The following is a 26,117-nucleotide window of genomic DNA, read 5'->3' as shown; positions in this document are numbered from 1 at the left end:
CGCCGAACGCACAACCATTGTGGTAAGTTGATCCCGTCCGGGATCGTGAAAGACGCAGTTCATGCCGACCTCTTCCAATCAGCCACGGCGCACGATGCTGCTGACCGGTGCCAGCCGCGGCATCGGTCATGCCACCGTGATCCGCTTCTCATCAGCCGGCTGGCGCGTCCTCACCTGCTCGCGGCACCCCTTTCCCGAAGAATGCCCGTGGGGCGCCGGCCCCGAGGACCACGTCCAGGTCGACCTGTCCGATCCCCAGGACACCGTGCGCGCGATCGCCGAGATCAAACAGCGGATCGACGGCGGCGAGCTGCACGCGCTGGTCAACAACGCCGCGATCTCGCCGAAGGGCGCGGGCGGTGCCCGGCTCGGCACCGTCGACACCGACCTCGACACCTGGAATCACGTCTTCCGCGTCAACTTCTTCGCGCCGATCATGATGGCGCGCGGCCTGATCAAGGAGCTGAAGGCGGCCAAGGGCTCCGTCGTCAACGTCACTTCGATCGCCGGCTCGCGCGTGCATCCCTTCGCCGGCGCGGCCTACGCGACCTCCAAGGCGGCGCTGGCCGCCCTGACCCGCGAGATGGCGTCGGATTTCGGCCGGGTCGGCGTCCGCGTCAACTCGATCGCGCCGGGCGAGATCGACACCTCGATCCTGTCGCCGGGCACCGAGAAGATCGTGCAGGAGCAGATCCCGATGCAGCGCCTCGGCACGCCCGACGAGGTCGCCAAGATCATCTACGTGCTGTGCACGGAGACCAGCTCCTACGTGAACGGCGCCGAGATCCACATCAACGGCGGCCAGCACGTCTGAGCCATTCGGCGCAGAGACGGTTGCCCGTGTTCGATTTGGTTCATGGCGGCTTGCCACGTTCGGCAAGTTCCCGATGACCGCGCGAAGGCGTGATTAACGCCATCTCCGAAGATCGATACGGACCTACCGACCACCACAAACAAGACAGCGCTCCCGGAGGGAACGCTGTTCATGGGATGGGATCGGCGTACTGAATTTCCAGTCGCTGGCTGCGCGGGCGGCATTGCCTGAATACCGTCCGGTCGAGAACGGTCGTTCAGCCTTCGCACACCAAACCGCGCAGAATCTGCGCGGCACGCCAGCGCAGGCGGTCGGACTCGACGTTGAGGGCGCTGGAGCAATCATCGTCGCGCTCGTCCTCCTCGAGATCGGCGCCGCAGTAGCGGCAGGTGCGCGGCGACAGCGCATGGGCCACGACGATGTCGGCTCGGCTGCGCTGATAGCTGGCAAGATCGATCACGTTGTTCGATGCCATTATGCGTTTCTCAACCATTGCCGCCGCCTCTTGGATAAGGCGCGACGAACGCGCCCTCGAGCTCTGCCTTGCATGCCACGCGCCGAGGCGCTCGTTGTTTGTCATGCTGGTGCAGATTTATCGCAGAGAAGTTTCGATCAAACGTTCAGCGTTCCCATCAAATTTTACCTGAGGAATTGGGGCGGCTTTGCAGCGGCATTGCAGCCGGCCTAACAAGTATTTCCCATTATGTGTTGCATCTCACCGCTTGTGTCACCTGAGGTGCATAGCGACGGACTCTGTCCCGCTGCTAACAACGGGGCGCGAATGAGGCATCGCCTGGAATGACGGCACAATGCCGCAGGCCTCGCCCAGATTTGTCGACAGAGCCTGGATTTTCAGGCCCGCGGCACTACAGCCACTTCTTCAATTTGAAGATGTAGTACGGCACGATCGCGCAGATCAGCATCAGCACCAGCGCCATCGGATAGCCGTGCACCCATTCGAGCTCCGGCATCATCTTGAAGTTCATGCCGTAGATCGATGCGATCAAGGTCGGCGGCATCAGCACCACCGCCATCACCGAGAACAGCTTGATGATGTTGTTCTGCTCGAGGTTGACGACACCGAGCATCGCATCCAGCACGAAGGTGATCTTGCCCGCGAGATAGGACGCGTGGTCGGTCAGCGAGGCGACGTCGCGCTGCATGGTCTTGAGCTGCTCGCGCATATCCTTCGACCACTTCACGCCTTCGACGACCGCAGAGAGAAACGTGACGAGACGACCGATCGACACCAGGCTCTCACGCACCTTCGAGGTCAGGTCGCCCTTGCGCCCGATCGCGATCAGGATCTGCGAATACTGCTTGGCGTGCCCGTGACGCTCATTGTTCGGCTCAAATATCTCGTGGCTGACCTGGTCAATATCGGCCCCGACCTTCTCGAGAATGTCGGCGCAGCGGTCGATTACCGCATCGAGCAACTCCATCAGCACCATCTCGCCGGTGATCCCGGGCGCACAGTTGCGAGCGAGTTTGGCCTCCACCACGGCAAACGGTCGCGGCTGGTCGTAGCGGACCGTCACCAGACGGTGGCCCGCCAGGATGAAGGTGACGGCGGTGGTCCTGGGCATATCGGAGTCCGAGTGGCACATCAGCGTAGCCGTCATGTAGCGGGCGCCGTTCTCGATATAGAGGCGGCTGGAGATCTCGATCTCCTGCATGTCCTCGCGCGTCGGCACCGCAATCCCGGCCAGCTTTTCGACGGCCCGATCCTCGGCACTGCTCGGGTTCACCAGGTCGACCCAGACCGCATTGTCCGGCAGAGCCGCGGGATCGGTGATCGCCATCTTCTTCAGCGCGGTTTCGGACGGGACGAACACCGAGAACATGGACAAACTCCGAATCGCGAAACCTGAATTTCGGGGACTTAGCGGTGGGATGCTGCCGCCTTGTGACGCAGCTTGCGAGTCCGGTCCATCGGCTTTTCGCGCCAATGCTCCGCGGCCTCTCGCGCGGCGCCGAGGGGGAGCTGACCGTGCCATTCGAAGCACAGCTGTGGATGACTGCCCGCAACTTTGCGGCAAAAAAGCAACAATCGCGGCGCTGCAGCGTGACCTGTGCGTGTATCGGCTGGAATTGAGAACGATTTTGACGATAATGGGACATGTGGAATCGCGCTGCAGTGGCGCGGCCGTGTCATTGCAACGTCAGCTGTCGATTGGAATTGGTGACATGTCGCTGAAGGTGAAACTCGGACTCCTGGCCGCCGGCCTGATGCTGTCGGGCTGCATGCAGGCCACGACGTACGAGGCGACCAACACCCAGGCCTTCAAGCCGAAGGACAAGGAACTTCTCGCGAAGATCCGCTACACCAACACGCCGGTGGCCGAGCCCTATCGGCGCGCGATCGTCGACTATCACCGCAAGGAAGCTCCGGGCTCGATCGTCGTCGATTCCGACAGCCACTACCTCTATTACGTGCTGGATGGCGGCAAGGCGATCCGCTACGGCATCACCGTCGGCGAAGAGGCCATGGCCTGGTCGGGCATCGCCAAGGTCGGCGCCATGACCGAGTGGCCGGCTTGGCATCCGACCAAGGGCGAGATCGAGCGGCTGGGCGTTCCGACCTTCGTCGCCCCGGGCCCCGACAATCCGATGGGCTCGCGCGCGATGTACCTCTATGCCAACGGCAAGGACACGCTGTTCCGCATCCACGGCACCAACCAGCCGGAATATATCGGCGCCTCGATCTCCTCGGGATGCATCCGCCTGACGAACGAGGACGCGATCGACCTCTATAACCGGGTGAAGGTCGGCACCATCGTCGTGGTCCTCGATCCGAAGAAGGGTGATTCGCCGTACAAGCCGCAGATGGCGCTGCAGGGCGGGGGCACCTACGCTGCGATGCAGTGAGCCTCGGCTGAAGCCGGCACGATATCAAAAAGCCGAGAAACGCGTTTAGCAGCCTTTCCAAGGGCGCCGGTCACCCGGCGCCTTTTGTTTTGGGGGCTAGAACAATCCGCGGAAAGGATCCCAGCCACGACGGCTGTGATGGCGCGTCCGAGAAGCCGGCTTCGACGGCGAAGCCCGACCCACGCGGGGACTGTTCTGTGCGCGCTGGTCCCGCCCGGCTGCATTCCGCACCGTGTCGGAAGCTGCGGTCGGCGCGCGCGCCTCTGCCGCGGAGCTTCCGGGCTCTTGCTGTTCAGGCGCCGACTGGGACGCGGTCCGCCGGCTGCGGGCCGTTGCAGCGGGCTTTATGGCCGGAGGCCCTGCTTCCGCGTCGGCCCGTCGGGAGCTGTCGTCAGCAGAAGGATTCTCCGCTGCGGCCGAGGGGTCGGCCTTCCTCTCGTCGGCGCCGGCGCGACCGCCGTCGTTGTGCTCGGCTTTGGTGCTCGGGCTCTTCCGGGCGTTTTCGGTGCCGGCCTGCGCGGTCTCGCGTGGCGGCGCGTCTTCGGGTCTGGCGGCGGGCATCAGGGGCGCGACCTTCGGCAGCGGATCCAGCACGTCCCATTGGCAGATCCGGTAATTGTTCCGCCGCTCCATCAGGTCGAGATGGATGTGGTCCTCGTGGTACCAGTCGGAATCGGGGCCGAGCACCGTGGAGAAATGAGTGCAGACCGCGTGCAGCACCGCCTCGCGCAAATCGCGCGGCTGGGTGCGGTCGGTGAGATCGACCAGGCGGCCGTCGGCCAGCTTGAACCCTTGGACATCCAGCGCATTGGCACGGCCGTGCTCCGATAGCTGCGCGCCGCTGACATTGTTGCGGCCGCGGCACTGATATGAATCGAAATTGTCGAGCGCGGTGACCGCGCTGCCGAGCCGTTCGGCCAGCGGCGCCACATCGTTGCGCACCCAGTTGACGACCGCGGTCGCCATCGGACAACGCATGGTCGCCGCGGGCGTCAGCGCCACCCTGCGCTTGTCAGGCAGCACCACCGCCTCCAGCCGCACCAGGTCCTCGCCGCCGCAGCCGCCAGGCCCCTTGATCGGCGGAATCGATGGCGCGATCGCGACCTCTTCGGTCAGGGCCAGCCGGCAGGCCGAAGGCGGCGGTGGGGCTTGCGCATCCGCCTTCGGACCGCCGCTGGCCGCGTCGCGCGGAGCGGCATCCTCACCCTTGGCCGCCTGCCGCGCCGGCGCGTCGGCTGGCCGCGGCTGCGGAAGCGGCACCTTGGCAACGTCGTCGGCCGGCTTCGCTGCGGGCTCAGAGGCCGCGGGCGGGCTGCGGTGCGCCGATTTCGCGGCCGCCGCCGGCACCGCCATGAGCCAGCTCAATGCGATCGCCACGGCCACAGCGCTAACCATCACGCCCGGCGCGACGTCGTGGCCATCACAAGCCCATTTGCGTCGGGTGCGGCGCGCGCTAAAATTGACCAAAGAGACCAAAAGACCCTCGCTGCAAGCGAATACCGGAGGAACGACCTGATGCTTGGTTTGATGCAAGACTGGCCCCTGCTTTGTCACCGGATCATCGAGCATGCGGCGACAATCCACGGCTCCCAGGAGGTCGTGACCCGCTCGGTCGAAGGCCCCATCGTTCGCACCACCTATCGGCAAATCCACGACCGCGCTCTCAAGGTCTCGCAGAAGCTGACGCGCGACGGCATCAAGCTGGGCGACCGCGTCGCCACCATCGCCTGGAATACCGGCCGTCATCTCGAGGTCTGGTACGGCATCATGGGAATCGGCGCGATCTGTCACACGGTCAATCCGCGCCTGTTTCCCGAGCAGATCGGCTGGATCATCAACCATGCCCAGGACCGCATCGTCATCACCGATCTGACGTTCGTGCCGATCCTCGAGAAACTCGCCGACAAGCTGCCGAGCGTCGAGCGCTACATCGTGCTGACCGACGCCGCGCACATGCCGCAGACGACGCTCAAGAATGCCGTCGCCTACGAATCGTGGATCGGCGAGGCCGACGGCGATTTCGCCTGGGGGACCTTCGACGAGAACACCGCAGCCGCGATGTGCTACACGTCCGGGACCACCGGTGATCCGAAAGGTGTGTTGTATTCGCATCGGTCCAACGTGCTGCATGCGTTGATGGCCAATAGCCGGGATTCACTCGGTACGTCCGCAGCAGACACAATGCTTCCGGTGGTTCCGCTGTTCCATGCCAACAGCTGGGGCATTGCCTTCTCCGCTCCCTCGATGGGCACCAAGCTGGTGATGCCCGGCCCCAAGCTCGACGGCGCGTCGGTCTACGAGCTGCTCGACACCGAGAAGGTGACCTACACCGCCGGCGTGCCGACGGTGTGGCTGATGCTGCTGCAGCACATGCAGGCGCATAACCTCAAACTGCCGCATCTGAAGATGGTCGTGTGCGGCGGCTCGGCGATGCCGCGCTCGATGATCCAGGCCTTCCTCGACATGGGCATCGGCGTGCGCCATGCCTGGGGCATGACCGAGATGAGCCCGATCGGCACGCTCGCCACCCTGAAGCCGCCGTTCCTCGCCGCCGACGGCGACGCCAAGCTCGATGTGCTGCAGACCCAGGGCTTCCCGCCGTTCGGGGTCGAGATGAAGATCACCGACGATGCCGGCACCGAGTTGCCGTGGGACGGCAAGACCTTCGGCCGGCTCAAGGTGTCCGGTCCCGCGGTGTCGAAGGCCTACTACAAGGTCGACAGCAACATCCTCGACGATGAAGGCTTCTTCGACACCGGCGACGTCGCCACCGTCGATGAACATGGCTACATGCGCATCACCGACCGCTCCAAGGACGTCATCAAGTCCGGCGGCGAATGGATCTCCTCGATCGACCTCGAGAATCTCGCGGTCGGCCATCCCGCCGTCGCCGAGGCTGCCGTCATCGGCGTCTATCATCCGAAATGGGACGAGCGCCCGCTGCTGATCGTGCAGTTGAAGCCCGGCCAGACCACGACGCGCGAGGACATCCTGAAATACATGGAAGGCAAGATCGCCAAATGGTGGATGCCCGATGACGTCGCCTTCGTCGACGGCATCCCGCACACGGCAACGGGCAAGATCCTGAAGACTGCGCTGCGCGACCAGTTCAAGAGCTATCGCTTCCCCAACGCCGCCGCCTAGCAACAACTCCCGCTCCGCGCGAGACTCACGGCCCCTGCGCCCCCGCGGGGGCCGTTTGCGTTCCGCGCAAAAAGTTCCATCGCCCTCGCCTCGACCAAAGGCGAATAGGAAGCCCATGGGCGCGTTCCTAAGGTCCGGCACCATAAAAAACGAGGGAACGCCACCATGCGAAAATCAACCCGCCTGCTGCCCTGGCTGCTGGGAGCCTCACTGGCCGCCACGGCCGCGCACGCCGCTGGCAACAAGGTCGTGATCGGCGACATCGACGACATGTCCGGGCTCTATGCCGACGTGATCGGGCCGGGCGGGGTCGAGGCTGCAAGGATGGCGATCGAGGATTTCGGCGGCAGCGTGCTCGGCAACAAGATCGAGTTCATGGAGAGCGATCATCAGAACAAGCCGGACGTCGGCGCCCAGAAGTTGCGCGAGTGGGCCGATCGCGACGGGGTCACCATGATCCTCGGCGGCTCCAACACGGGGGTCAGCCTCGCGATGGCCAACGCCGCCAAGGAGAAGAAAATACCGTTCATCGCGATCGGTGCCGCCGGCGCCTCGCTGACCGGCAAGGACTGCACGCCCTACACCGTCCACTACGCCTACGATACGACCTCGCTCGCCAACGGCACCGCCAAGACCATGGTCAGCCAGGGCGGCAAGAGCTGGTTCTTCCTGACCGCCGACTACGCCTTCGGCACCCAGTTGCAGGAAGCCGCGTCCAAGGTGGTCGAGGCCAATGGCGGCAAGGTGGTCGGAGCGGTCCGCGTGCCGCTCTCCACGTCGGACTTCTCCAGCTATCTGCTGCAGGCGCAGGGCTCGGGCGCGCAGGTTCTGGGCCTCGCCAATGCCGGCAACGACTTCACGAACTCGATCAAGGCCGCGGATGAATTCGGCATCGCCAAGACGATGAAGCCGGCGGCGCTGCTCGCCTTCATCAGCGACATCCACAGTCTCGGCCTGAAGACCGCGCAGGGTCTCTATCTCACCACCGGCTGGTATTGGGACCTCAACGACAAGACCCGCGCCTTCGCGAAGCGCTACTACGAAAAGACCAAGCGCGAGCCGACCATGAACCAGGCCGCCTACTACTCGGCGACGATCACCTATCTCAATGCCGTGAAGGCGGCCGGCACCACCGAGTCCGACAAGGTCATGGACCAGCTGCGCAATATGAAGATCGACGACATGTTCACGTCGAACGGCAAGATCCGCGCCGACGGCCTGATGGAGCATGAGATGTACATCATGCAGGTCAAGAAGCCGGAGGAGTCGAAGTACCCCTGGGACTACTACAAGCTGATCCAGACGATGTCCGGCGAGGAGGCGTTCGGCAAGCTTTCGGAGTCCGCCTGCCCGCTGGTGCATTCGCACTGAGCATCCGGCGCAAGCCTGACCAAGGCAGCCACGGCCCCTCCCCTTCGGCGGGGCCGTGGCGTTGCGTGCCGCCGTGGCGTTGACGTGGCGCAAGGCGGGCATGCCGGGCCGCATCTAGAAGGTGGGCATGAGTTCAAGAGCGCGCCTCCCAGCGTCCACGACATGGCGCGACGTACCGTCGACGGTGCTGACGCTCGGGCTGGTATCGCTCCTGATGGATATCTCCTCGGAGCTGATCCATGCGCTGCTGCCGGTCTTCCTCGCGACCGTGGTCGGCGCCTCCACGGTGACCATCGGCCTGATCGAAGGCGTGTCCGAGGCGACCGCCGCAATCACCAAGGTGTTCTCCGGCGCACTGTCCGACCGCATTGGCAAGCGCAAGCTGCTGGTCGCAATCGGCTATGGGCTGGCGGCATTGACCAAGCCGGTGTTTCCGCTCGCCAGCACATCATGGCAGATCCTCGCGGCGCGCTTCGTCGACCGCATCGGCAAGGGCATCCGCGAGGCGCCGCGCGACGCGCTGATCGCCGACGTCACGCCGGAAGGCATCCGCGGCGCGAGCTACGGCCTGCGCCAGGCGCTCGACACGATCGGCGCCTTTGCCGGTCCCCTCCTCGCCGTGGCGCTGATGGCGCTCTACGCCGACGACTTCCGGGCGGTGTTCTGGTGGTCGGCGCTGCCGGCCACGCTTGCCGTGCTGCTGATCCTGTTCGGCCTGCGCGAGCCGGCGCAGACCGCGCCTGCGGCGCGCCGGGACTGGCCGGTCCATGCGCGCGAGCTGCGCCGGCTGCCATCGGCCTATTGGATCGTGGTCGCCACCGGCGCGGTGTTCGCCTTGGCCCGCTTCAGCGAGGCGTTCCTGGTGCTGAAGGCGCAGGCCGACGGCCTCGCTCTCGCCCTGATCCCGTTGGTCTACGTGCTGATGAACCTGATCTATGCCGGCGTCGCCATGCCCGCCGGCATCCTCTCCGACCGCATCGGCCGCAACAACGTGCTGACCTGTGGCCTCGTGGTGCTGACAGCCGCCGACCTGACGCTGGCCTTCGTGCCCGGCCTGATCGGCACCGCGATCGGCGTCGCGCTGTGGGGCCTCTACCTCGGGCTGTCGCAGGGGCTGCTGTCGGCAATGGTCGCCGATACCGCCCCGCCGGATCTGCGCGGCACCGCGTTCGGCCTGTTCAACCTTGTGACCGGCGCTGCGCTGCTGGTCGCGAGCCTGCTGGCGGGATGGCTGTGGCACGCCTATGGGTCGCAGGCGACGTTCACGACCGGCGCAGCCTTCTCGATCGCAACCGTCCTGTTGATGCTGACGGCGTTGCGCAGCCGCCCAGACCGAGCCGCCTGACGCGGTCTCCGCATCAACCGCCCTCTCCGGGCCAAACGCCTCTTGAATTTGCGCGATCCGCGTGGTCTCACACGGGGTGATCCGGCCGCCCGGCAACGCAGGCAGCGGCCCAACCCCGGCAGTTCCTGACACGATGGCACGCAGGTTTCACGCCCCCTATCTGTCGGAGCCGATCTCCAGCCTCGCGACCTGGACCCGCAATCTGGCGGTGTTCTCGGTCGTCGCCGTGCTGGTCTCGATCCTGATCCTGCGCTTCGATTTTCTGGAGATGAAGCCGGCGCTGGCGACGTTCTTCGGCGCGCTGGGGCTCGCCGTGCTGTCGATCCTGCTCGGGCTTGCCGCCTTCGTCGCGATCTGGCGCAACGGCAGCCGCGGCATGAGCCGGATCCTGCTCGCCTTCATGATCGATGCGGTGGTGCTGGCCTATCCGGCCTACCTCGCGCTCCAGTACCGCAAGCTGCCGAAGATCTATGACATCACCACCGACCCGATCGATCCGCCGCGCTTCGAGGCTTTGGCGCCGCTCCGCAACGGCGACGGCACCAACACGGCCGTCTATGCCGGGCTGTATTCAGCCGAGCAGCAGCAGAAATTCTATCCGGACATCGAGCCGGTGCAGATCGAACTGCCGCCCGATCGCGCCTACGCGATCGCCCTGAAGCTGGTCAACCGGCGCAAATGGTTCGTGGTCGACGAACGCGCGCCGCAGCCGCCGCGCCGCGTCGGCCGCATCGAGGCGGTCGCGCGCACGCCGATCATGGGCTTCCGCGAGGACATCTCGATCCGCATCCAGCCCGACGGCGAGGATTCCCGCGTCGACGTCCGCTCCGCCTCGCGCTATTTCGAGTCGGATATCGGCAGCAATGCCGCGCGCGTGACCAAGCTGATCGAGGACCTGTCCAACGCCGGCGAGGCCGAGGCGCAGAAGCCGGTGAAGAAGGTCACGCCGCCGCCGGTGGCGGCGAAGGGCAATGCGAAGACGGTGAAGAAGTGAGCGGGGCGAATGGCGAATAGGGAGTAGCGAATAGGGAACGAAGTCTTCCCGGCTCGCACTCTTCCCCTACTCGCTATTCGCTACACCAGCCGATACGTCCCGCCGATCACCGGATCACCTTCCGTCGCGACCACGCCGCGGGCGACGAGGTCTTCCAGATGGGCCAGCACGGAATAGCCGGCCGCGGTGGTGAGCCGTGGATCGATGCCGATATAGATCGCGCGCACCATGGTCGGGATGTCGGCCTCGCCCTTGGCGAGGCGATGCAGGATCGAGGCCTCGCGGGCCTGGCGGTGGCGCATCAGGAAGCGCGTGTAGCGCGGTCCCTCCGGAATTTCCGGACCGTGGCCTGAGAAATACAGCTCCTCGGGTCGCGCGGCGAGCCGCTCCAGCGAAGCCATGTAGTCGACCATCGAACCGTCGGGCGGCGCCACGATCGACGTCGCCCAGCCCATGACGTGATCGCCGACGAAGGTGGTGCTGCGCTCGGTCCAGGCGAAGGCGAGATGGTTGGCCGTATGGCCCGGCGTCGCCACGGCCTCGACCCGCCAGCCCCGCCCTTCGATCACATCGCCGTCGACAACCGTGACGTCGGGTGCGAAATCGCGGTCGACGCCGGATTCCGGACTGTGCTTCTCACTCTCGTAGCGCGGCCGCGAGGCGCGATGCGGGCCCTCGGCATAGACGGTGGCGCCGGTCGCGGCCTTCAGCCGTCCGGTGTTCGGCGAGTGATCGCGATGCGTGTGCGTCACCAGGATGTGCGTGACGGTCTCGCCTCTGATGGCATCGAGCAGCGCCTGCGCATGGGCCTCGTTGTCCGGACCCGGATCGATGATCGCGACGTTGCCGGTCCCCACGATGTAGCTGACCGTGCCGGTGAAGGTGAACGGACTCGGATTGTTGCAGAGGACGCGGCGAATACCCGGGCGGACCTGCTCGACGACGCCCGCCCGAAGCGGGAAGTTGCGGTTGAACGGGACGTCGTCATTCTCGGCCATGGCGTGCCTTCCCTGTGCATGGGGCAGATCGCCTGCCTCACTCGCTGCCGTCATCCCCCGCGAAAGCGGGGGATCCAGTACTCCGAGACGGCGATGAGCCTCGATGGGCCGGTGATTGCTGGATCGTCCGCTTTCGCGGACGATGACAGCGAGGGCGCAACGGCGACCGCGTATACCGCCCGATGCAGCGAATGGGCGTCGCGCACAGCAGTTAGAAGAACGCCTGAATGCCGGTGATCGCGCGGCCGAGGATCAGCGCGTGGACGTCGTGCGTTCCCTCGTAGGTATTGACCGTCTCGAGGTTGGCGGCGTGGCGCATCACCTGGTACTCGATCGAAATGCCGTTGCCGCCGTGCATGTCGCGCGCGACGCGGGCGATGTCGAGCGCCTTGCCGCAATTGTTGCGCTTGACGATCGAGATCATCTCCGGGGCCATCTTGCCCTCGTCCATCAGGCGGCCGACGCGAAGCGAGGCCTGCAGGCCGAGCGCGATCTCGGTCTCCATGTCGGCGAGCTTCTTCTGGACCAGCTGCGTGGCAGCCAGCGGCTTGCCGAACTGCTTGCGGTCGAGCGTGTACTGGCGGGCGCGATGCATGCAATCCTCGGCGGCGCCGAGCACGCCCCAGGAGATGCCGTAGCGGGCGCGGTTGAGGCAGCCGAACGGCCCCTTCAGACCGGACACGTTGGGCAGCAGCGCGCTCTCCGGCACCACCACGCCATCCATCACCACCTCGCCGGTGATCGAGGCGCGCAAGGAGAGCTTGCCGCCGATCTTCGGCGCCGACAGGCCCTTCATGCCCTTCTCGAGAATGAAGCCACGGATCTGGTTGTCATGCGCGGCCGACTTGGCCCACACCACGAACACGTCGGCGATCGGCGCGTTCGAGATCCACATCTTGCTGCCGGTCAGGCGATAGCCGTCGGCCACCTTCTCGGCGCGGGTCTTCATGCCGGCCGGATCGGAACCGGCATCCGGCTCGGTCAGGCCGAAGCAGCCGACCCACTCGCCGCTGGCGAGCTTCGGCAGATATTTCTTGCGCTGGCTCTCGTCGCCATAGGCATAGATCGGATACATCACCAGCGAGGACTGCACCGAGTTCATCGAGCGGTAGCCGGAATCGACGCGCTCGATCTCGCGTGCCACGAGGCCATAGGCGACGTAGCTCGCATTGGCGCAGCCATATTCCTCCGGCAAGGTGATGCCGATCAGGCCGAGCTCGCCCATCTCGTTGAAGATCTCGCGGTCGGTCTTCTCCTCGAGATAGGCCTTGGTCACGCGCGGCAGCAGCTTGTCCTGGGCGTAGGCGCGCGCGGTGTCACGCACCATGCGCTCGTCCTCGGTCAGCTGATCGTCCAGCAGGAAGGGATCGTCCCACTGGAAGCTCGACTGGGCCGGCTTGTCCTTTGCCTGAGGGCGCGCGCTCATGAATGGTCCTTTCGCGTCTCGCTGCGCACGGGTCGCAGCAGTTGAGAGGTTAAATCCTGGAAGTTCAGCCTTCAAGCCGCTCGTTGGCGACGATCTCGATACCGAAACCCGACAGGCCCTTGTAGTCATGGACCGACGACGTCAGGTTCCGGATCGAGGTCACGCCGAGATCACGCAGGATCTGCGCACCGACGCCGACCTCGCGCCACTGCCGATGGCGATCGGCCTCCGCGGTATGCGGCTCTTCGACCGGCTCGACGGGAACGCCGGCCGCGCCGTCGCGCAGATAGATCAGCACGCCGCGGCCGGCCCGCTTGAAGTGCTGCAGCACCGCCTGGATACGCTGCGGACCTGCGATCAGATCCTTCACGATGTTGGGCTTGTGCAGCCGCGTCAGCACGTTCTTGCCGTCGCCGATGCCGTTATAGACGAACGCGGCGTGGGTGATCGGATCGAACGGCGAGCGGTAGGCGAAGCCCTGCAGCGGCCCGATCGGGCTGTCGGTCGTGAAGGTCGACACCCGTTCGATCAGCTTCTCGCGCGCCTGCCGGTACGAGATCAGATCGGCGATGGTGACATGCTTGAGATTGTGGGCCGCAGCGAAACGAACGACCTGCTCGCCTTTCATGACCGTGCCGTCGTCGTTCATCAACTCGGAGATGACGCCGACCGGCGGGAGCCCCGCGAGCTTGCAGAGATCGACCGCCGCCTCGGTGTGGCCGGAGCGCAGCAGCACGCCGCCGTCACGCGCTATCAATGGAAAGATATGGCCGGGACGCGCGAAATCAGCGGCACCGGCATTCGGGTTGGCGAGCGCACGACAGCAGGAGGCGCGCTCTTCGGCCGAGATTCCGGTGCCACCGTCCGGCTTGTAGTCGATCGAAACGGTGAAGGCCGTGGTGTGGTTGGAATCATTGTGCGCGACCATCGGGTCGAGCCGCAGCCGCCGCGCGTCGTCGGCGGTGATCGGCGCACAGACGATGCCGGAGGTATGGCGAATGATGAACGCCATCTTGTCGGGCGTGCAGAGCGAGGCGGCGACGATGAGATCGCCCTCGCCCTCGCGGTCGTCGTCATCGGTCACGACGACCATCTCGCCCTTGGCGAAGGCGTACAGAACTTCCTGGATCGAGTCGGCCATTGCAAGTCTCGCTGCTTTTCCGGGCTGCTTTAGCCGGGATCGCAGGCGCGCGCCAGAGCGGCGGAACCGCCGCTCGAAGGTCGCCTTCCCCGGGAAAAGGACCTGCCCTGCCAGGACAAGCGCCCTGGTATCTGTTTAAAGTCGCCTCAAATCGAGAACAAGGGAGCCGCGCCTCATGGCCGCATTCGATTTTGCACCCCTCCTCAGCCCCGGCCTGCCCGCACCCGCCGCGCGCTGGACGGGACTCGCAAAATACAGCTTCGTCGGCGGCAACAACGACGCCGATGCCGTGCCCGTGAAGGGCTTGCGCGCGGCCGCCGACGCCGTGCTCGCCCGCGAGGGACGCGCGCTCGCCACCTACGGCCTCGCGCACGGGCCTCAAGGCTACCGGCCGCTGCGGGACTTTCTTGCCGCCAAGCTGACGCGGGACGCGGGCATGTCGGCGCGCGCCGACGACATCATGATCCTGTCCGGCTCGCTGCAGGGCCTCGACCTCGTCAATCAGGCGCTGCTCACGCGCGGCGACACCGTGCTGGTCGAGCAGGACAATTACCAGGGCACGCTGACGCGGCTGGCACGACTGGGCGTCAAGGTCATCGGCATCCCGCTCGACCAGGACGGCATGCGAACGGACGCGCTGGCGACGATGCTGGCCGATCTCAAGGATCGCGGCATCCGGCCGAAATACATCTATACCATTCCGACGGTGCAGAACCCGACCGGCACCATCATGCCGGAAAGCCGGCGGGCCGAGCTGCTGTGGCTGTCGCGCGCTTATGGCGTACCGGTGTTCGAGGACGACTGCTACGCCGACCTGATCTGGGACGGCAAACGGCCCCGCGCGATCCACGGCATGTCCGACCATGGCGGTGTGATCCACCTCGGATCGTTCTCGAAGTCGGTCGCGCCGGCGTTGCGGGTCGGCTTCCTGGTCGCCCCCTGGGAGATCATGTCGGTGCTGCTGTCCCTCAAGACCGATGCCGGCTCGGGTGCGCTGGAGCAGATGGTGCTCGCGGAATATTGCAGGCCGCATTTCGCGACCCACGTGCCGCAGTTGGTGCGGGGACTGCGCGCCAAGCTGGACACCCTGATCGAGGCGCTCAACGCCGAGTTCGGCACCGCCGCCGAGTTCGCGCCGCCCAAGGGCGGGATCTTCCTCTGGGTCAAGCTACCGGACCAGGTTGACGCGATGAAGCTGTCACAGGCAGCGCTCAAACGCGGCGTCTCGATCAATCCGGGACCGGAATGGTCCACCGACGCCGCGCATGCGCGGAGCCGCCTGCGGCTGTGCTTCGCCAGCCCCTCGCATCAGGAGATCCGCGAGGGCATCGCAGTCCTCGCCGACGTCTGCCGGGAGGAGTTCGGGGTCCCACTGCGCTCATCCAATGTGGAGCGGACGCGCGCGATCGAGTGATCGCGCGCTGCTCACCGCACCGAAAAGGGCGACTGGTAGGGCCGCCCGAACGGCACGCCGTTGATCACCGTCTGCACCGGTTTGAGCTGCAGCTTGCCCTCGCGCTTGTTGCCGCGGGTATCGACGAAGCTGACGGGCCCCTCGACCAGGTCCATGATTGCGACGTCGGCCGGCGCACCGACCTGCAAGCTGCCGATCTTCGGCGCACGGTTGATGATCTTGGCCGGCGCAGAGGTGGCCATGCTCACCACCTGCTCCAACGAAAATCCCATAGCGATGAATTTCGCCATCACGTTGGGCAGGAACGGCATGCCCGGACTGTTGCCGGAGAAGACATGGATGTCGGACGAGATGGTGTCCGGGCCGCAGCCGCCGGGGATCGCGACCTCGGCCACGGTGAAATCGAAGCTGCCGCCGCCATGGCCGACATCGAACAGCACGCCGCGCTGCTTGGCGGCGAGCGCCGCGGGCAGCAGCTTGCCATCCTGGACGATGTTGGTGAAGGCGCCGCCCATATTCGGCGCGCCGGAATAGGCATGGGTCAGGATGTCGCCGGGGCGCAGCAGGTCCAGGATCTGCGACATCAACTCGCCGGTCTCGACCCCACCGATATGCACCATCATCCGCGCCGGCCAGCCGCACAGCTCGCAGGCCTTGATGCCGCGCTTCAGCGGCTCGAGCCCATGCTTGAAGATCACGTTCTCCGACATCCGCACCTTGACCCCGAGCAGGAAGTCCGGGTTCTCCGCCAGCGCCATGGCGCAGGCGTCTACCTGCGCATTGTCGATGTTGTAGAGCTCGGCCACCGGAAACGCCGACAGGCCGTTGTTGGCGATGTGGACGAAGGCGTAGATGCGTGCCCGCGACTGGGCGACGATGAAGCGGCGCAACGCAGCAAGATTGTTGACGCCGGCGTCGCCGGCCGAGACGACCGTCGTCGTGCCCTGGAATTGCACCAGTTCGTCGGGCGGGATCCCAATCGCCGAGCCATAGGGATAGACATGACTGTGGAGGTCGATGAGGCCCGGCGTCACCAACCGGCCGTTGGCGTCGATCGACCGCAGCGCCCGCTCGGCCGGTATCTCGGGCTCGACCGCTTCGACGACGCCCCAGCGGATCCCGATGTCGCGCTTGCCTCGGAGCGACTGGCTGGGATCGATCACGTCGCCGCCCTTGATCACCAGATCGAACTTGTCGGCCGGCCCCACCGCGGCGCCGGCAGGACCCGATAGCGCGGCCATGGCGGCCGCTCCGGACGACAGCAGGAATTTGCGGCGCGACAGCGCAGACATGGTCAGCCTCCCCACGCTTGTTTGTAGTTGCGGGGAGCATGCGCCTTGTCCCCCTCGCCAGCAAGGCCGGCCCGAAAAGAATGAGACTTTGTGCCAACGATCTCGGCGCAGGTCTGTCGTTGCGCCATTGACGCAGTGCATTAAGATGTCACGGCAGTCATCCCCGCGAGACCGCATGATTTCGATCTCCCGCCCTCTCATCGCAATCGTCCTCTGCGCATCATCAGCGTCTGCCGCTCGGGCCGGCGACACCGTCGAGGTTGCTCGGACCTGGGGCCTAATCGGAACCTGGGCCGCCGACTGCAGCGCACCCGCGGTCAAGGGCCGCGGCGCCATCATCTCCTACGAAGTCACTGACGATGGTCACCTGATCTATCGTCGTGACCACGATCCGTCCGACGTCAACCAGGTGGCGAGCGCACGCGTCGAGGCGGACCAGACGCTGGTGCTCTCGATCGTGCTGCCCAAAGCGCGCCAGACGCGAGAGAATGGGATCACCCGGACCGCCGACGGCAACATCCGCTCCGCGTTCAATCGCGGCGAGGACGACAGCTACACCATTCGTGACGGCCGCTTCGTCGCCAACGGCAAGCCGACGCCAGCGCTCAGGAAGTGCGACTGACGCGGCAGGCTCGAGGGGACGGCACGGTTCGCCCGCGAGCGTGAAGACCAAATCTGAACGTGTATTCAGCAACTTCGTGGAAGTTCCTGCGGAACGTTCTTTCACACTTCAAGTTGATCCCGCACTTTCATTCTGGAGGACAACATGAAGAAAATCGCTCTCGCGCTCGCTTCCCTTGCGGTCGTCGCGCTCGCGGCACCGTCGATCGCCAACGCCGAGACGGTGGTCATCAAGCGTGGCGGCCATCACTACCACCACGGCTGGGATCGGTCCCACGCCGAATACCGCATGCATCGTGAGTACCGGCCTCACCGCTATGTCCGGCCGTTCCACCGCCATCACGATCGCACCGTGATCATCCGGCGCGACTGATCTGCAACTTCGACACAGCAATGGCCCCGAGAGGGGCCATTTTCTGTGGCGTTCGTTCTGACGTCCGTTCTCGCAGGGCTCCGCGTGGTGGTCAGCGGTCCCATTCCGGCGCAAAGGCCGGATTGACGAAGCGCTTGTCCTTCGGGAGGGACGCGATGGTGGCACGATCCTCATCATCGAGTTGAAGCTTCATCGCATCCCAGTTCGCACGCTGACTTTCCGGACGCGCGGCCTTGGGGATCGCCGCCACCCCATCCTGGTCCAACAGCCATTTCAGTGCGACCTGGGCGGCGCTCGCGCCATGCCTCCTGCCGATGGCCCCCAGCGTCTCGTCGGCGGCGGCGCGTCCCTGCGCCAGCGGGCAATACGCCACCAGGGGAATCGACCGGCTCGCCATGTAGGCCATCAGCTTCGACTGGTCGAGCATCACATGATACTCGACCTGATTGCAGGCAACAGGTGCCTCGACGTCCTCCACCGCCTGTTTCAGCAGCGCGACGGTGAAGTTGGCGACGCCGATCGCGCGCGTACGCCCCTCCTCCTTCAGCTTCAACAGCGTCTCCAGCGCGGCCGGCAGGTTCATCCCCTTGGCCGGCCAGTGGATGAGATAGAGATCGACGAACTCCAGTCTGAGCTTCCTCAGACTCGTGTCGAATGCGCGACGGATCGCGTCCGGCGCGAGGTTCTCCGGCCAGACCTTGGTGGTGACGTGCAATTCGGCGCGCGGCAGATTTGTTGCCGCAAGTGCAGCACCGATCGCATCCTCGTTGGCATACATCTCGGCGGTGTCGATGTGGCGGTAGCCGAGCGCAAGCGCGCTCTCGACGGCCTCGCGGCAGACAGTGCCCTGCATGCGAAAGGTGCCGAGCCCGAGCTTGGGCAGACGGATACCCTGGGTGTCGATGGCGTTCATGAAATCTCCTGGAATCGCGCGAGCCATTCGCCAGCAAACGCCGGCGGCAGCCTCGAAACATCAAGACCTTGGCGGGAAGCGTTCAACTTGCCTTTGCTCCGCTTGCGAGTTCAAGCGAGCCGGCATCCGCCTCAATCAAGATGTCGGGAGCGAGGTTCCTGAACGCAACAGGCGCGCGGGGTAGCCCCGCCGATCAGCGCCAGTTACAGATGCCGCCGCTGCCAGGCCGGCACGGCCAGGTCTGAATGCGCGTATCCATCGCCTGCGCGTCGAGCGGATTGCCGCGCCGATGGACGAGCTTGGTGCGGGCGGCGCCGCGGGGCCGCTCGGCCGTCCTGGTGCCATGAGCGCGCCGGCTGGCGATGGCGCGCGGGATGGCGAAGCGCTCGTCCGGGTCGATCGCGGAACGGACGGCGACCGCAGGTCGATCTGATTTGGCTTCGATAGGCACAGGTTCGAAATGCGCCTCGGGGCCGAGCGGCTCCGGCGACAACACGGCCTTCGACAGATCAAGCTTGAGGAAGTCACCCGGCTGATAGGCCCCCGCCACAGCATCGCTCGCCGTGAGCAACACGGCGCATGTAATCGTGCCGATAACAGCTCTCAACACCATCCCATCCTCCCGTTCCCCGCGTAACGCCACTTACGCGCCCCCGCCGCGAGATCTCTGCACGCCGGCTGATGGCGAACTCGCAGCGCTGCCCGGCTGCAAGAGCCAGCTAAGAGCGCCTGACATCACGCCGCACGTCATGTTCGATGATCGACCGTTATCAGTTCGGAGAAAGCGCCCACCAACCGCCGGTCGTTCGACGTATCATAGCCAAAGTTCCGCGCTCGTCTCTGATGTAGGTCACGGCGCCGTCATTTCCAGGCCCAAAACTGCGAGTCACAGTTACCGCTGTGCACGCAAATGGGCGCTGCGAGCATTAGTCATACCAATCCGTCGACCCGGATGCGGCATCGCAGCGTCTCTGCAGAGTCCGGGGCGATGTGCATGACGCCGGGCTTGGCGGCAAACTCGCCGTCGAAATCGAGCGGACTGGCGAAACCGCGCCACGGCTCGATGCACAGGAACGGCACGCCGCCGGGCTTCGACCAGATTCCAAGCTGACGAAAATGATCCCAAGTTAACTCAAGCGCCGGTCCTGTGGTTCCGACGAGGCGAACCGAACGGCTGGCCGGCTGATCGAGGATCACGGCATCGTCGTCGAACAGACGTTCGCTCAACGGGAGAACGCGCCCCTCGATCGGTGAGGGCTCCGGCCGCTCGCGCAGCAAACCTCCTGTCAGACGGCGGATCGGCGCCGGCTCCGGCTCTGCAAAGATCAGCCGATAGCTCTCCTTCGGCTGGCCGGGGAGCAGCGGCCAGTTGAAGGCGGGATGGCATCCGAACGAGGCTGGCAGAACCTCCGCGCCGGGGTTGGCAATCTCGACCGCCACGTCCAGCGCATCAGCGGTGATCCGGTAGCTCACCGTGAGACGGAAGGCGAACGGATAGTGCGCCTGCGTCGTCTCGTCGTCGGTCAGCTGCAACACGCACGACTCGGCCCCGCGCTCCAGCCAGGTGAATCGCAGGTCGCGGGCGAAGCCGTGCTGGGTCATCGGATAGGTCCGGCCGCGGTGGTGGAGCTGGTCATTCTTGAGTCGGCCGACGATCGGAAACAACCATGGCGCATGGCGCGGCCAGACGGCTCCGGCCTGCCAGAGCAACTCCAGGCCCCCGGCCGTCTTCAACGAGCACAGCTCGGCGCCATCAGCCTTGACCGAGGCGGTGATGCCGCCCGCTCCGATCATGTGGAGGTCGTCGCTCATCTGCCGTCACCCACGTCGCAAAAAGATCGCACGAGGTGATGCCGGATTGCGGCGGCAACGTCCAGGGGTGCGGTTCGTCACCTGCGCGTAGACCACCGCCACAAGCACAGGGGACGGGAATGTCGAACACGCGACCGAAGCCGAGGATGTCGCCGCGCTCATAGGGCCCGCGCTGTGTCTGAAGGGTAGGCAGCCCGCGCCAAATCTTCGTGCAGGCCGCAGCTTGCCGGACCTGATCATTCGTGTACGAATGACCGAAACCGGCTTGATGCTGCGCCGCGTGCAGGCGCAAACTGCCGCAAATGCCTTGCCAGGAAAGAAGGATATCCCGATGGCCCATGACGCGCCGCAAGCAACCGGTCCCAGCAAGCTGGTCATCCGCAACATCGGCCTGATGCTGTCCGGCGCACTGGAACGGCCCATCCTGGACGCCGACACGATCGTCGCCGAGAACGGCAAGATCACGGGCATCGGCCGCTTCAAGGACGTCGACACCGAAGGCGCGACGACCATCGTCGATGCCCATGGCACGACGGTGGCGCCAGGCCTGATCGACAGCCATGTTCATCCGGTCGCCGGCGACTGGACGCCGCGGCAGAACCAGACCAACTGGATCGACTCCTATCTGCATGGTGGCGTCACCACGATGATCTCCGCCGGCGAGGTGCACATGCCCGGTCGCCCGCGCGACGTGGTCGGCCTGAAGGCGATGGCGATCTTCGCGCAGCGCGCATTCTGGACGCTCCGCCCCGGCGGTGTGAAGGTGCATGCCGGCGCGCCGGTGATCGAATGCGAGATGGTCGAGGACGATTTCAAGGAGCTCGCGGCGGCCGGCGTCAAGCTGCTCGGCGAGGTCGGCCTCGGCGGCGTCAAGGACGGCCCGACCGCGCGCAAGATGGTCGGCTGGGCGCGCAAATACGGCATCCAGAGCACCATTCACACCGGCGGTCCGTCGATTCCCGGCTCCGGCCTGATCGACAAGGACGTCGTGCTGGAGGCCGGCACCGACGTCATCGGACACATCAATGGCGGCCACACCGCCCTGCCCGACGACCAGATCCGCTGCATCTGCGAGGGCTGCAAGGCTGGGCTCGAGCTGGTGCACAACGGCAATGAGCGCTCGGCGCTGTTCACCTTGCGCACCGCGCGCGAGATGAACGAACTCAACCGCGTGATCCTCGGCACCGACGCGCCGGCCGGCTCCGGCGTGCAGCCGCTCGGCATCCTGCGCATGGTGTCGCTACTGTCCTCGCTCGGCGACGTCCCCGCCGAGATCGCGTTCTGCTTCGCTACCGGCAACACAGCGCGGATGCGCGAGCTCGACTGCGGCCTGATTGAGGTCGGCCGCTCCGCCGACTTCGTCATCATGGACAAGGCGCAGCACTCGCCGGCCACGACCTTGCTCGACAGCGTCCAGCTCGGCGATCTCCCGGGTATCGGCATGACCATCATCGACGGCATCGTCCGCACCCAGCGCAGCCGCAACACGCCGCCGGCCACGAAGATCCCGGAGATCGTGGCGAAGTAATATCGTCGTAGAGCGGCATACACAGTCATTCCGGGGCGCCCAAAGGGCGAACCCGGAATCCCGAGATTGGCCAGCGCTGTTCTTTCCCTCAGCTCGGGATTCCGGGTTCGTCGCTTCGCGACGCCCCGGAATGACGTGGAGGAAGGGCTACCGCAGCCGGTTCAACAACCCCAGCAGCGTCTCGCGTTCCTTCGCATCGAGCGGCGCCAGTGTTTCCTTGGAGATGGCGAGCGCGAGCGGTGCGGTCTTCTCCGCGAGCTGCTGGCCGGCGCGGGTCAGGCTGACGAGCAGCCTGCGACCATCCTGCGGGTCCGGGCTGGTTTCGGTGAGACCGCGCGCGGTCAGCCGGTCGATCACACCTTTGATCGTCGCGACGTCCATCGCCGTGAACCGTCCGAGCTGGTTTTGCGAGCACGGCCCGGTCTCGACCAGCTTCGACAGTGCCGCCCATTGCGTTGGCGTCAGGTTGCTGCCGATGTCGCGCGCGAAGATCATCGTGTGGCGCTGCCAGACTTGACGCAGGATGAAGCCGATCTGATCGTCGAGCACGTAATTTGATTTCGCCGCTTTGGCCGTGGCCTTCGCAGCGGCCTTTGGCTGCGGCTTCGGCGCGGTCTTCGTTGCGGTCCTTGCCGATCGCTTCAGCGTGGCGCTCTTGGCCATATCTTCCCTCGCCTCAGATCGACAGATGCGCGTCGCGGATGTCGGGCCGCGCGTCGAGCTCGGCCATGGTGCCGGAGAAGCAGATGCGGCCGCGCTCGATGATATAGGCGCGGTCCGAGATCAGCTTGGCGAAATGCAGGTTCTGCTCGGAGACGACCAGCGAGACGCCTTCCTTCTTCATGGTCAGGATCGCATCGACCATCTGCTCGACGATCTTCGGCGACAAACCCTCCGATGGCTCGTCGAGCAGCACCAGCGACGGATTGCCCATCAGGGTACGGGCGATGGTGAGCATCTGCTGCTCGCCGCCGCTCATGCGGCCACCCGGGCGGTTCTTCATCTCGCCGAGATTGGGAAACAACTGATAGAGTTTCTCGCGCGTCCATTGCGGCGCATTGGGCCGCGGCTTCTGCCGACCGACCTCGAGGTTTTCCTCCACCGTCAGCTCGGTGAAGATGCGGCGCTCTTCCGGAACATAGCCGAGGCCGGCGCGGACGATCTCATGGGTCGGCGCGGACGAGATGTCCTTGCCCTCGAACATGATCTGGCCCTCGCGCAGCTCGACCAGGCCGACGATCGAGCGGAACGTCGTCGATTTGCCAGCGCCGTTGCGCCCGAGCAGTGCCACCACCTCGCCCTCGCCGACCTCGAGGCCGATGTCGAACAGGATATGCGCCGGACCATAGTGGCTGTTGAGACTGGCGACGGACAGCTTCATGCCGGAGCTCCCTCGCGATGATCGGCATCATACAGCAGGCCTTCGCCGAGATAGATCGCCTGCACCTCCCGGTTGGCGCGCACCTCGGCTGGCGATCCCTCGGCAATGAGGCTGCCGCGATTGAGGACGAGAATGCGGTCCGCATGCTCGAATACCACGTCCATGTCGTGCTCCGTAAAGAGGACGCCGATCGACTGCTCACGCGCGATTCCAGCCGTCAGCCGCATCAGCTCGACGCGCTCGCGCGGCGCCATTCCGGCGGTCGGCTCGTCCATGAGCAGCAGCTTCGGCTGGTTGGCGAGCGCGATCGCGAGCTCCAGCCGCTTGAGGTCGCCATACGCGAGCTCGCCGCAGGGACGCTCGGCATAGCCGGCCATGCCGACGAGATCGAGCAGGCGATCGGCTTCGTCGCGCTCGATGCCAACCATCGGGCTCCAGAAATCGAACAGGCGGCGATGATGCGAGACCAGCGCGACCTGGATGTTCTCACGCACGGTCATGGTCGGATAGGTCGCGGTAATCTGGAAGGTGCGGCCGACCCCGAGCCGCCAGACCTCGCGCGGCTTGCGCCCGGTGGTCTCCTGCCCCATCACCGTGATGCGGCCGCTGTCCGGCACGTTCTGGCCGTTGAGCATGTCGAAGCAGGTGCTTTTCCCCGCGCCGTTCGGGCCGATCAGCGCCAGGATCTCGCCGGCCCGCAGCGTGAACGACACGTTGCGGACGGCGTGAATGCCGCCATAGGATTTAGACAGGCCTTCGACCGAGAGCATCGACACGCCGAGACTCATTATGCGCCCTCCATCTTGGCCGACAGCGAAGCCCCCTTGGGGGACACTGCGCGGCGCCGATGCATGACGGTTTCGACCACGCCCACGATGCCTTTCGGGAACACCACCACGATCAGCACGATGAAGATGCCGAGCACGAGCTTCGACCAGTCGGTCTGGCTGACCAGCCAGATGTTGAGCGCCTTGTAGACGATGGCGCCGAAGATCGCGCCGGGCACCGTCTCGACGCCGCCGAGCAACACCATGACCAGCGCATCGACCGAGAGCGAGATGCCCATGTTGTCAGGGAAGACGCTGCCCTTGAGATAGGCGAACAGCGCGCCGCCGATGCCGGCCGTCGTGCCGGCGATGATGAAAGCGGTCCACTGGATACGCTTGCCGTTGATGCCGATCGACTCGCTGCGCAGCGGCGAGTCGCGCATGCCGCGCAGCGCGTAGCCAAAGGGTGAGAAAGTAATCAGCCGGAGCACGCTGACCACGAGCGCCGACACGCCCAGTGCGAGCCAATAGAAGTGCGACGGCGAGGCCGCCCACTTTTCCGGCCAGAGACCGAGAATGCCATTGTCGCCGCCGGTCACGGCCACCCATTGGAACGCGATCGACCAAACGATCTGGGCGAACGCCAGCGTCAGCATCGCGAAGTAGACGCCGGAGAGCTGGACCGCGAAAGCACCAAACACGGCTGCGCCGAGCGCGCCGAGCAGCGGGCCCAGCAAAAGGCAGACGATCATCGGCAGTCCCGCCATCTTGGCGAGGAAGGCGACGCCATAGGCGCCGAGGCCGAAATAGGCGGCGTGACCAAACGAGGCGAGCCCGCCGACCGCCATCAGGAAATGCAGCGACGCCGCGAAGATCACGAAGATCGCGATCTCGGCGCCCACGGTCAGCGCGTAGTTGCCGGCGATGAAGGGCAGCATCGCCGCCAGCGCCAGAGCGACGAGGGACGCCAGCCGCTCGACCGAGCTCAGCGGACGCCACGGAATAACGGTGAGGCCCGGCGTGCGGCGCGCGGGCGCTTCCTTCTTACCGAACAGGCCCCAGGGCCGGACGACCAGCACGACCGCCATCACCAGGAACACCAGGATCAGCGAGATCGTGGGGAAGATCAAAATGCCGAAAGCGTTGAGCTCCGACACCAGCACGGCGGCAATGAAGGCGCCGAGGATGCTGCCGAGGCCGCCGATCACGACGACCACGAACACCTCGACGATGATGCGCAGATCCATCGCGTGATGGACCGCGTCGCGCGGGATCTGCAGGGCGCCGCCGAGCGCCGCCAGGAAGACGCCGACGGCAAACACCGAGGTGAACAGCCACTTCTGGTTGACCCCGAGCGCCGCGACCATGTCGCGGTCCTGCGTCGCCGCGCGCACCAGGATGCCCCAGCGCGTGCGCTGGAACAGCAGCCACAATGCGCCGAGCACGACGGGGCCGAGCACGATCAGGAACAGGTCGTAGCTCGGGATGTTCTGGCCGAAGAAATCGACCGCACCTTTCAATCCCGGCGCGCGGCGGCCGACCAGGTCGTCCGGTCCCCAGATCAGCACGACGAGATCCTCGACCATCAAGGTCAGGCCGAAGGTCGCGAGCAGCTGGAACAATTCCGGCGCGTGATAGATCCGGCGCAGCAGCACGATCTCGACGAGCACGCCGACGGCCGCGACCGCGAGCGCTGCCACGACGATGCCGCCCCAGAAGCCGAGCGGACCGGACAGCCTCTCAGTGAGCGAAAAGGCCACATAGGCGCCGAGCATGTAGAACGCGCCATGGGCGAAATTCACGATGCGGGTGACGCCGAAGATGATCGACAGTCCCGACGCCACCAGGAACAGCGAGGCTGCACTGGCAAGGCCGGTCAGGAACTGGACGAAATAGAAGGCCATGGGCGGTCCGC

23 protein-coding genes and 1 pseudogene are annotated in these 26,117 nt (G+C 65.5%); 10 read left to right on the top strand and 14 right to left on the bottom strand.

Going from position 1 to position 26,117, the window contains the following annotated elements; translation table 11 throughout:
* The first annotated feature begins 61 nt into the window (after positions 1 to 61).
* Positions 62 to 814 carry an SDR family oxidoreductase gene (locus tag QW887_RS31755; protein ID WP_316195860.1) on the top strand — a complete coding sequence of 251 codons (753 nt, stop codon included), beginning with the start codon at positions 62 to 64 and terminating at the stop codon, positions 812 to 814.
* A 256-nt stretch (positions 815 to 1,070) separates the two neighbouring features.
* Here the strand turns inward: QW887_RS31755 and QW887_RS31750 are convergent, their stop codons facing one another.
* Positions 1,071 to 1,289 carry a hypothetical protein gene (locus QW887_RS31750; RefSeq protein WP_409998659.1) on the bottom strand — a complete coding sequence of 73 codons (219 nt, stop codon included), beginning with the start codon at positions 1,287 to 1,289 and terminating at the stop codon, positions 1,071 to 1,073.
* A 391-nt stretch (positions 1,290 to 1,680) separates the two neighbouring features.
* Positions 1,681 to 2,658 (bottom strand): magnesium transporter CorA family protein, encoded by a 978-nt coding sequence (locus QW887_RS31745; protein WP_315715525.1) that lies wholly within the window; start codon positions 2,656 to 2,658, stop codon positions 1,681 to 1,683.
* 343 nt (positions 2,659 to 3,001) lie between these two features.
* On the opposite strand from QW887_RS31745, the gene QW887_RS31740 reads away from it, so the two are divergent.
* Positions 3,002 to 3,682: a L,D-transpeptidase gene (locus tag QW887_RS31740; protein WP_011925214.1), complete on the top strand. Its 681-nt coding sequence runs from the start codon at positions 3,002 to 3,004 to the stop codon at positions 3,680 to 3,682.
* Between the two features lie 306 nt (positions 3,683 to 3,988).
* On the opposite strand, the pseudogene QW887_RS31735 reads toward QW887_RS31740, so the two are convergent.
* A pseudogene (locus tag QW887_RS31735) lies at positions 3,989 to 5,077 on the bottom strand (extensin family protein); the annotation flags it as partial.
* A 120-nt stretch (positions 5,078 to 5,197) separates the two neighbouring features.
* Between QW887_RS31735 and QW887_RS31730 the strand changes: the two are divergent.
* The 4 genes from QW887_RS31730 to QW887_RS31715 all read left to right on the top strand — a co-directional run bounded on the left by QW887_RS31730 (position 5,198) and on the right by QW887_RS31715 (position 10,536).
* Positions 5,198 to 6,826 carry a fatty-acid--CoA ligase gene (locus QW887_RS31730; protein ID WP_315752068.1) on the top strand — a complete coding sequence of 543 codons (1,629 nt, stop codon included), beginning with the start codon at positions 5,198 to 5,200 and terminating at the stop codon, positions 6,824 to 6,826.
* 165 nt (positions 6,827 to 6,991) lie between these two features.
* Positions 6,992 to 8,197, top strand: coding sequence for an ABC transporter substrate-binding protein (locus QW887_RS31725; RefSeq protein WP_315752069.1), 1,206 nt, complete (start codon positions 6,992 to 6,994; stop codon positions 8,195 to 8,197).
* Between the two features lie 127 nt (positions 8,198 to 8,324).
* Positions 8,325 to 9,542: an MFS transporter gene (locus QW887_RS31720; RefSeq protein ID WP_316195857.1), complete on the top strand. Its 1,218-nt coding sequence runs from the start codon at positions 8,325 to 8,327 to the stop codon at positions 9,540 to 9,542.
* 133 nt (positions 9,543 to 9,675) lie between these two features.
* On the top strand, positions 9,676 to 10,536 hold the full coding sequence (locus tag QW887_RS31715; RefSeq protein WP_315715519.1) for a DUF1499 domain-containing protein: 861 nt from the start codon (positions 9,676 to 9,678) through the stop codon (positions 10,534 to 10,536).
* Positions 10,537 to 10,616: 80 nt separating this feature from the next.
* Here QW887_RS31715 and QW887_RS31710 read toward each other — a convergent pair whose 3' ends face one another.
* The 3 genes from QW887_RS31710 to ribB form a co-directional block, all read right to left on the bottom strand.
* Positions 10,617 to 11,534: an MBL fold metallo-hydrolase gene (locus tag QW887_RS31710; protein WP_315715518.1), complete on the bottom strand. Its 918-nt coding sequence runs from the start codon at positions 11,532 to 11,534 to the stop codon at positions 10,617 to 10,619.
* A gap of 211 nt (positions 11,535 to 11,745) precedes the next feature.
* Entirely contained in the window at positions 11,746 to 12,960 is a 1,215-nt protein-coding gene (locus QW887_RS31705) for an acyl-CoA dehydrogenase (protein WP_315715517.1), read from the bottom strand.
* Between the two features lie 64 nt (positions 12,961 to 13,024).
* On the bottom strand, positions 13,025 to 14,101 hold the full coding sequence (gene ribB, locus QW887_RS31700; protein ID WP_315715516.1) for a 3,4-dihydroxy-2-butanone-4-phosphate synthase: 1,077 nt from the start codon (positions 14,099 to 14,101) through the stop codon (positions 13,025 to 13,027).
* Between the two features lie 175 nt (positions 14,102 to 14,276).
* Between ribB and QW887_RS31695 the strand changes: the two genes are divergently transcribed.
* A complete protein-coding gene (locus QW887_RS31695; RefSeq protein WP_315715515.1) occupies positions 14,277 to 15,515 on the top strand; it encodes a PLP-dependent aminotransferase family protein in 1,239 nt (412 codons plus the stop codon).
* 11 nt (positions 15,516 to 15,526) lie between these two features.
* Here QW887_RS31695 and QW887_RS31690 read toward each other — a convergent pair whose 3' ends face one another.
* A complete protein-coding gene (locus QW887_RS31690) occupies positions 15,527 to 16,807 on the bottom strand; it encodes an amidohydrolase/deacetylase family metallohydrolase (protein WP_315715514.1) in 1,281 nt (426 codons plus the stop codon).
* A 175-nt stretch (positions 16,808 to 16,982) separates the two neighbouring features.
* Between QW887_RS31690 and QW887_RS31685 the strand changes: the two genes are divergently transcribed.
* Both QW887_RS31685 and QW887_RS31680 read left to right on the top strand, forming a co-directional pair.
* Positions 16,983 to 17,429 carry a hypothetical protein gene (locus QW887_RS31685; RefSeq protein WP_315715513.1) on the top strand — a complete coding sequence of 149 codons (447 nt, stop codon included), beginning with the start codon at positions 16,983 to 16,985 and terminating at the stop codon, positions 17,427 to 17,429.
* A 144-nt stretch (positions 17,430 to 17,573) separates the two neighbouring features.
* On the top strand, positions 17,574 to 17,801 hold the full coding sequence (locus tag QW887_RS31680) for a hypothetical protein (RefSeq protein WP_315715512.1): 228 nt from the start codon (positions 17,574 to 17,576) through the stop codon (positions 17,799 to 17,801).
* Positions 17,802 to 17,892: 91 nt separating this feature from the next.
* Here QW887_RS31680 and QW887_RS31675 read toward each other — a convergent pair whose 3' ends face one another.
* From QW887_RS31675 to QW887_RS31665, 3 genes are all read right to left on the bottom strand, one after another.
* Entirely contained in the window at positions 17,893 to 18,714 is an 822-nt protein-coding gene (locus QW887_RS31675; RefSeq protein WP_315715511.1) for an aldo/keto reductase, read from the bottom strand.
* Between the two features lie 193 nt (positions 18,715 to 18,907).
* A complete protein-coding gene (locus tag QW887_RS31670) occupies positions 18,908 to 19,327 on the bottom strand; it encodes a hypothetical protein (protein WP_315715798.1) in 420 nt (139 codons plus the stop codon).
* A 317-nt stretch (positions 19,328 to 19,644) separates the two neighbouring features.
* Entirely contained in the window at positions 19,645 to 20,526 is an 882-nt protein-coding gene (locus QW887_RS31665) for an aldose 1-epimerase family protein (RefSeq protein WP_316171890.1), read from the bottom strand.
* A gap of 331 nt (positions 20,527 to 20,857) precedes the next feature.
* Here QW887_RS31665 and QW887_RS31660 point away from each other — a divergent pair, with 331 nt between their 5' ends.
* Positions 20,858 to 22,054: an amidohydrolase family protein gene (locus tag QW887_RS31660; protein ID WP_315715509.1), complete on the top strand. Its 1,197-nt coding sequence runs from the start codon at positions 20,858 to 20,860 to the stop codon at positions 22,052 to 22,054.
* 147 nt (positions 22,055 to 22,201) lie between these two features.
* Here QW887_RS31660 and QW887_RS31655 read toward each other — a convergent pair whose 3' ends face one another.
* Genes QW887_RS31655 through QW887_RS31640 form a run of 4 tightly spaced genes read right to left on the bottom strand, consistent with a single transcriptional unit; the run spans position 22,202 to position 26,106 of the window.
* Positions 22,202 to 22,717, bottom strand: coding sequence for a MarR family winged helix-turn-helix transcriptional regulator (locus QW887_RS31655; protein WP_315715508.1), 516 nt, complete (start codon positions 22,715 to 22,717; stop codon positions 22,202 to 22,204).
* A 13-nt stretch (positions 22,718 to 22,730) separates the two neighbouring features.
* Positions 22,731 to 23,435 carry an ABC transporter ATP-binding protein gene (locus tag QW887_RS31650; protein ID WP_315715507.1) on the bottom strand — a complete coding sequence of 235 codons (705 nt, stop codon included), beginning with the start codon at positions 23,433 to 23,435 and terminating at the stop codon, positions 22,731 to 22,733.
* Entirely contained in the window at positions 23,432 to 24,223 is a 792-nt protein-coding gene (locus tag QW887_RS31645) for an ABC transporter ATP-binding protein (RefSeq protein ID WP_316185978.1), read from the bottom strand. Before QW887_RS31645 ends, QW887_RS31650 begins: the two co-directional genes overlap by 4 nt.
* Positions 24,223 to 26,106, bottom strand: a complete 1,884-nt coding sequence (locus tag QW887_RS31640; RefSeq protein WP_315715505.1) for an ABC transporter permease — start codon at positions 26,104 to 26,106, stop codon at positions 24,223 to 24,225. Before QW887_RS31640 ends, QW887_RS31645 begins: the two co-directional genes overlap by 1 nt.
* Positions 26,107 to 26,117 lie beyond the last annotated feature (11 nt).

This window comes from Bradyrhizobium sp. SZCCHNRI3052, assembly GCF_032484895.1.
Lineage (GTDB): Bacteria > Pseudomonadota > Alphaproteobacteria > Rhizobiales > Xanthobacteraceae > Bradyrhizobium.
The sequence above is the reverse complement of the archived record's forward strand: the minus strand, read 5'-3'. Positions and strand labels throughout refer to the sequence as shown.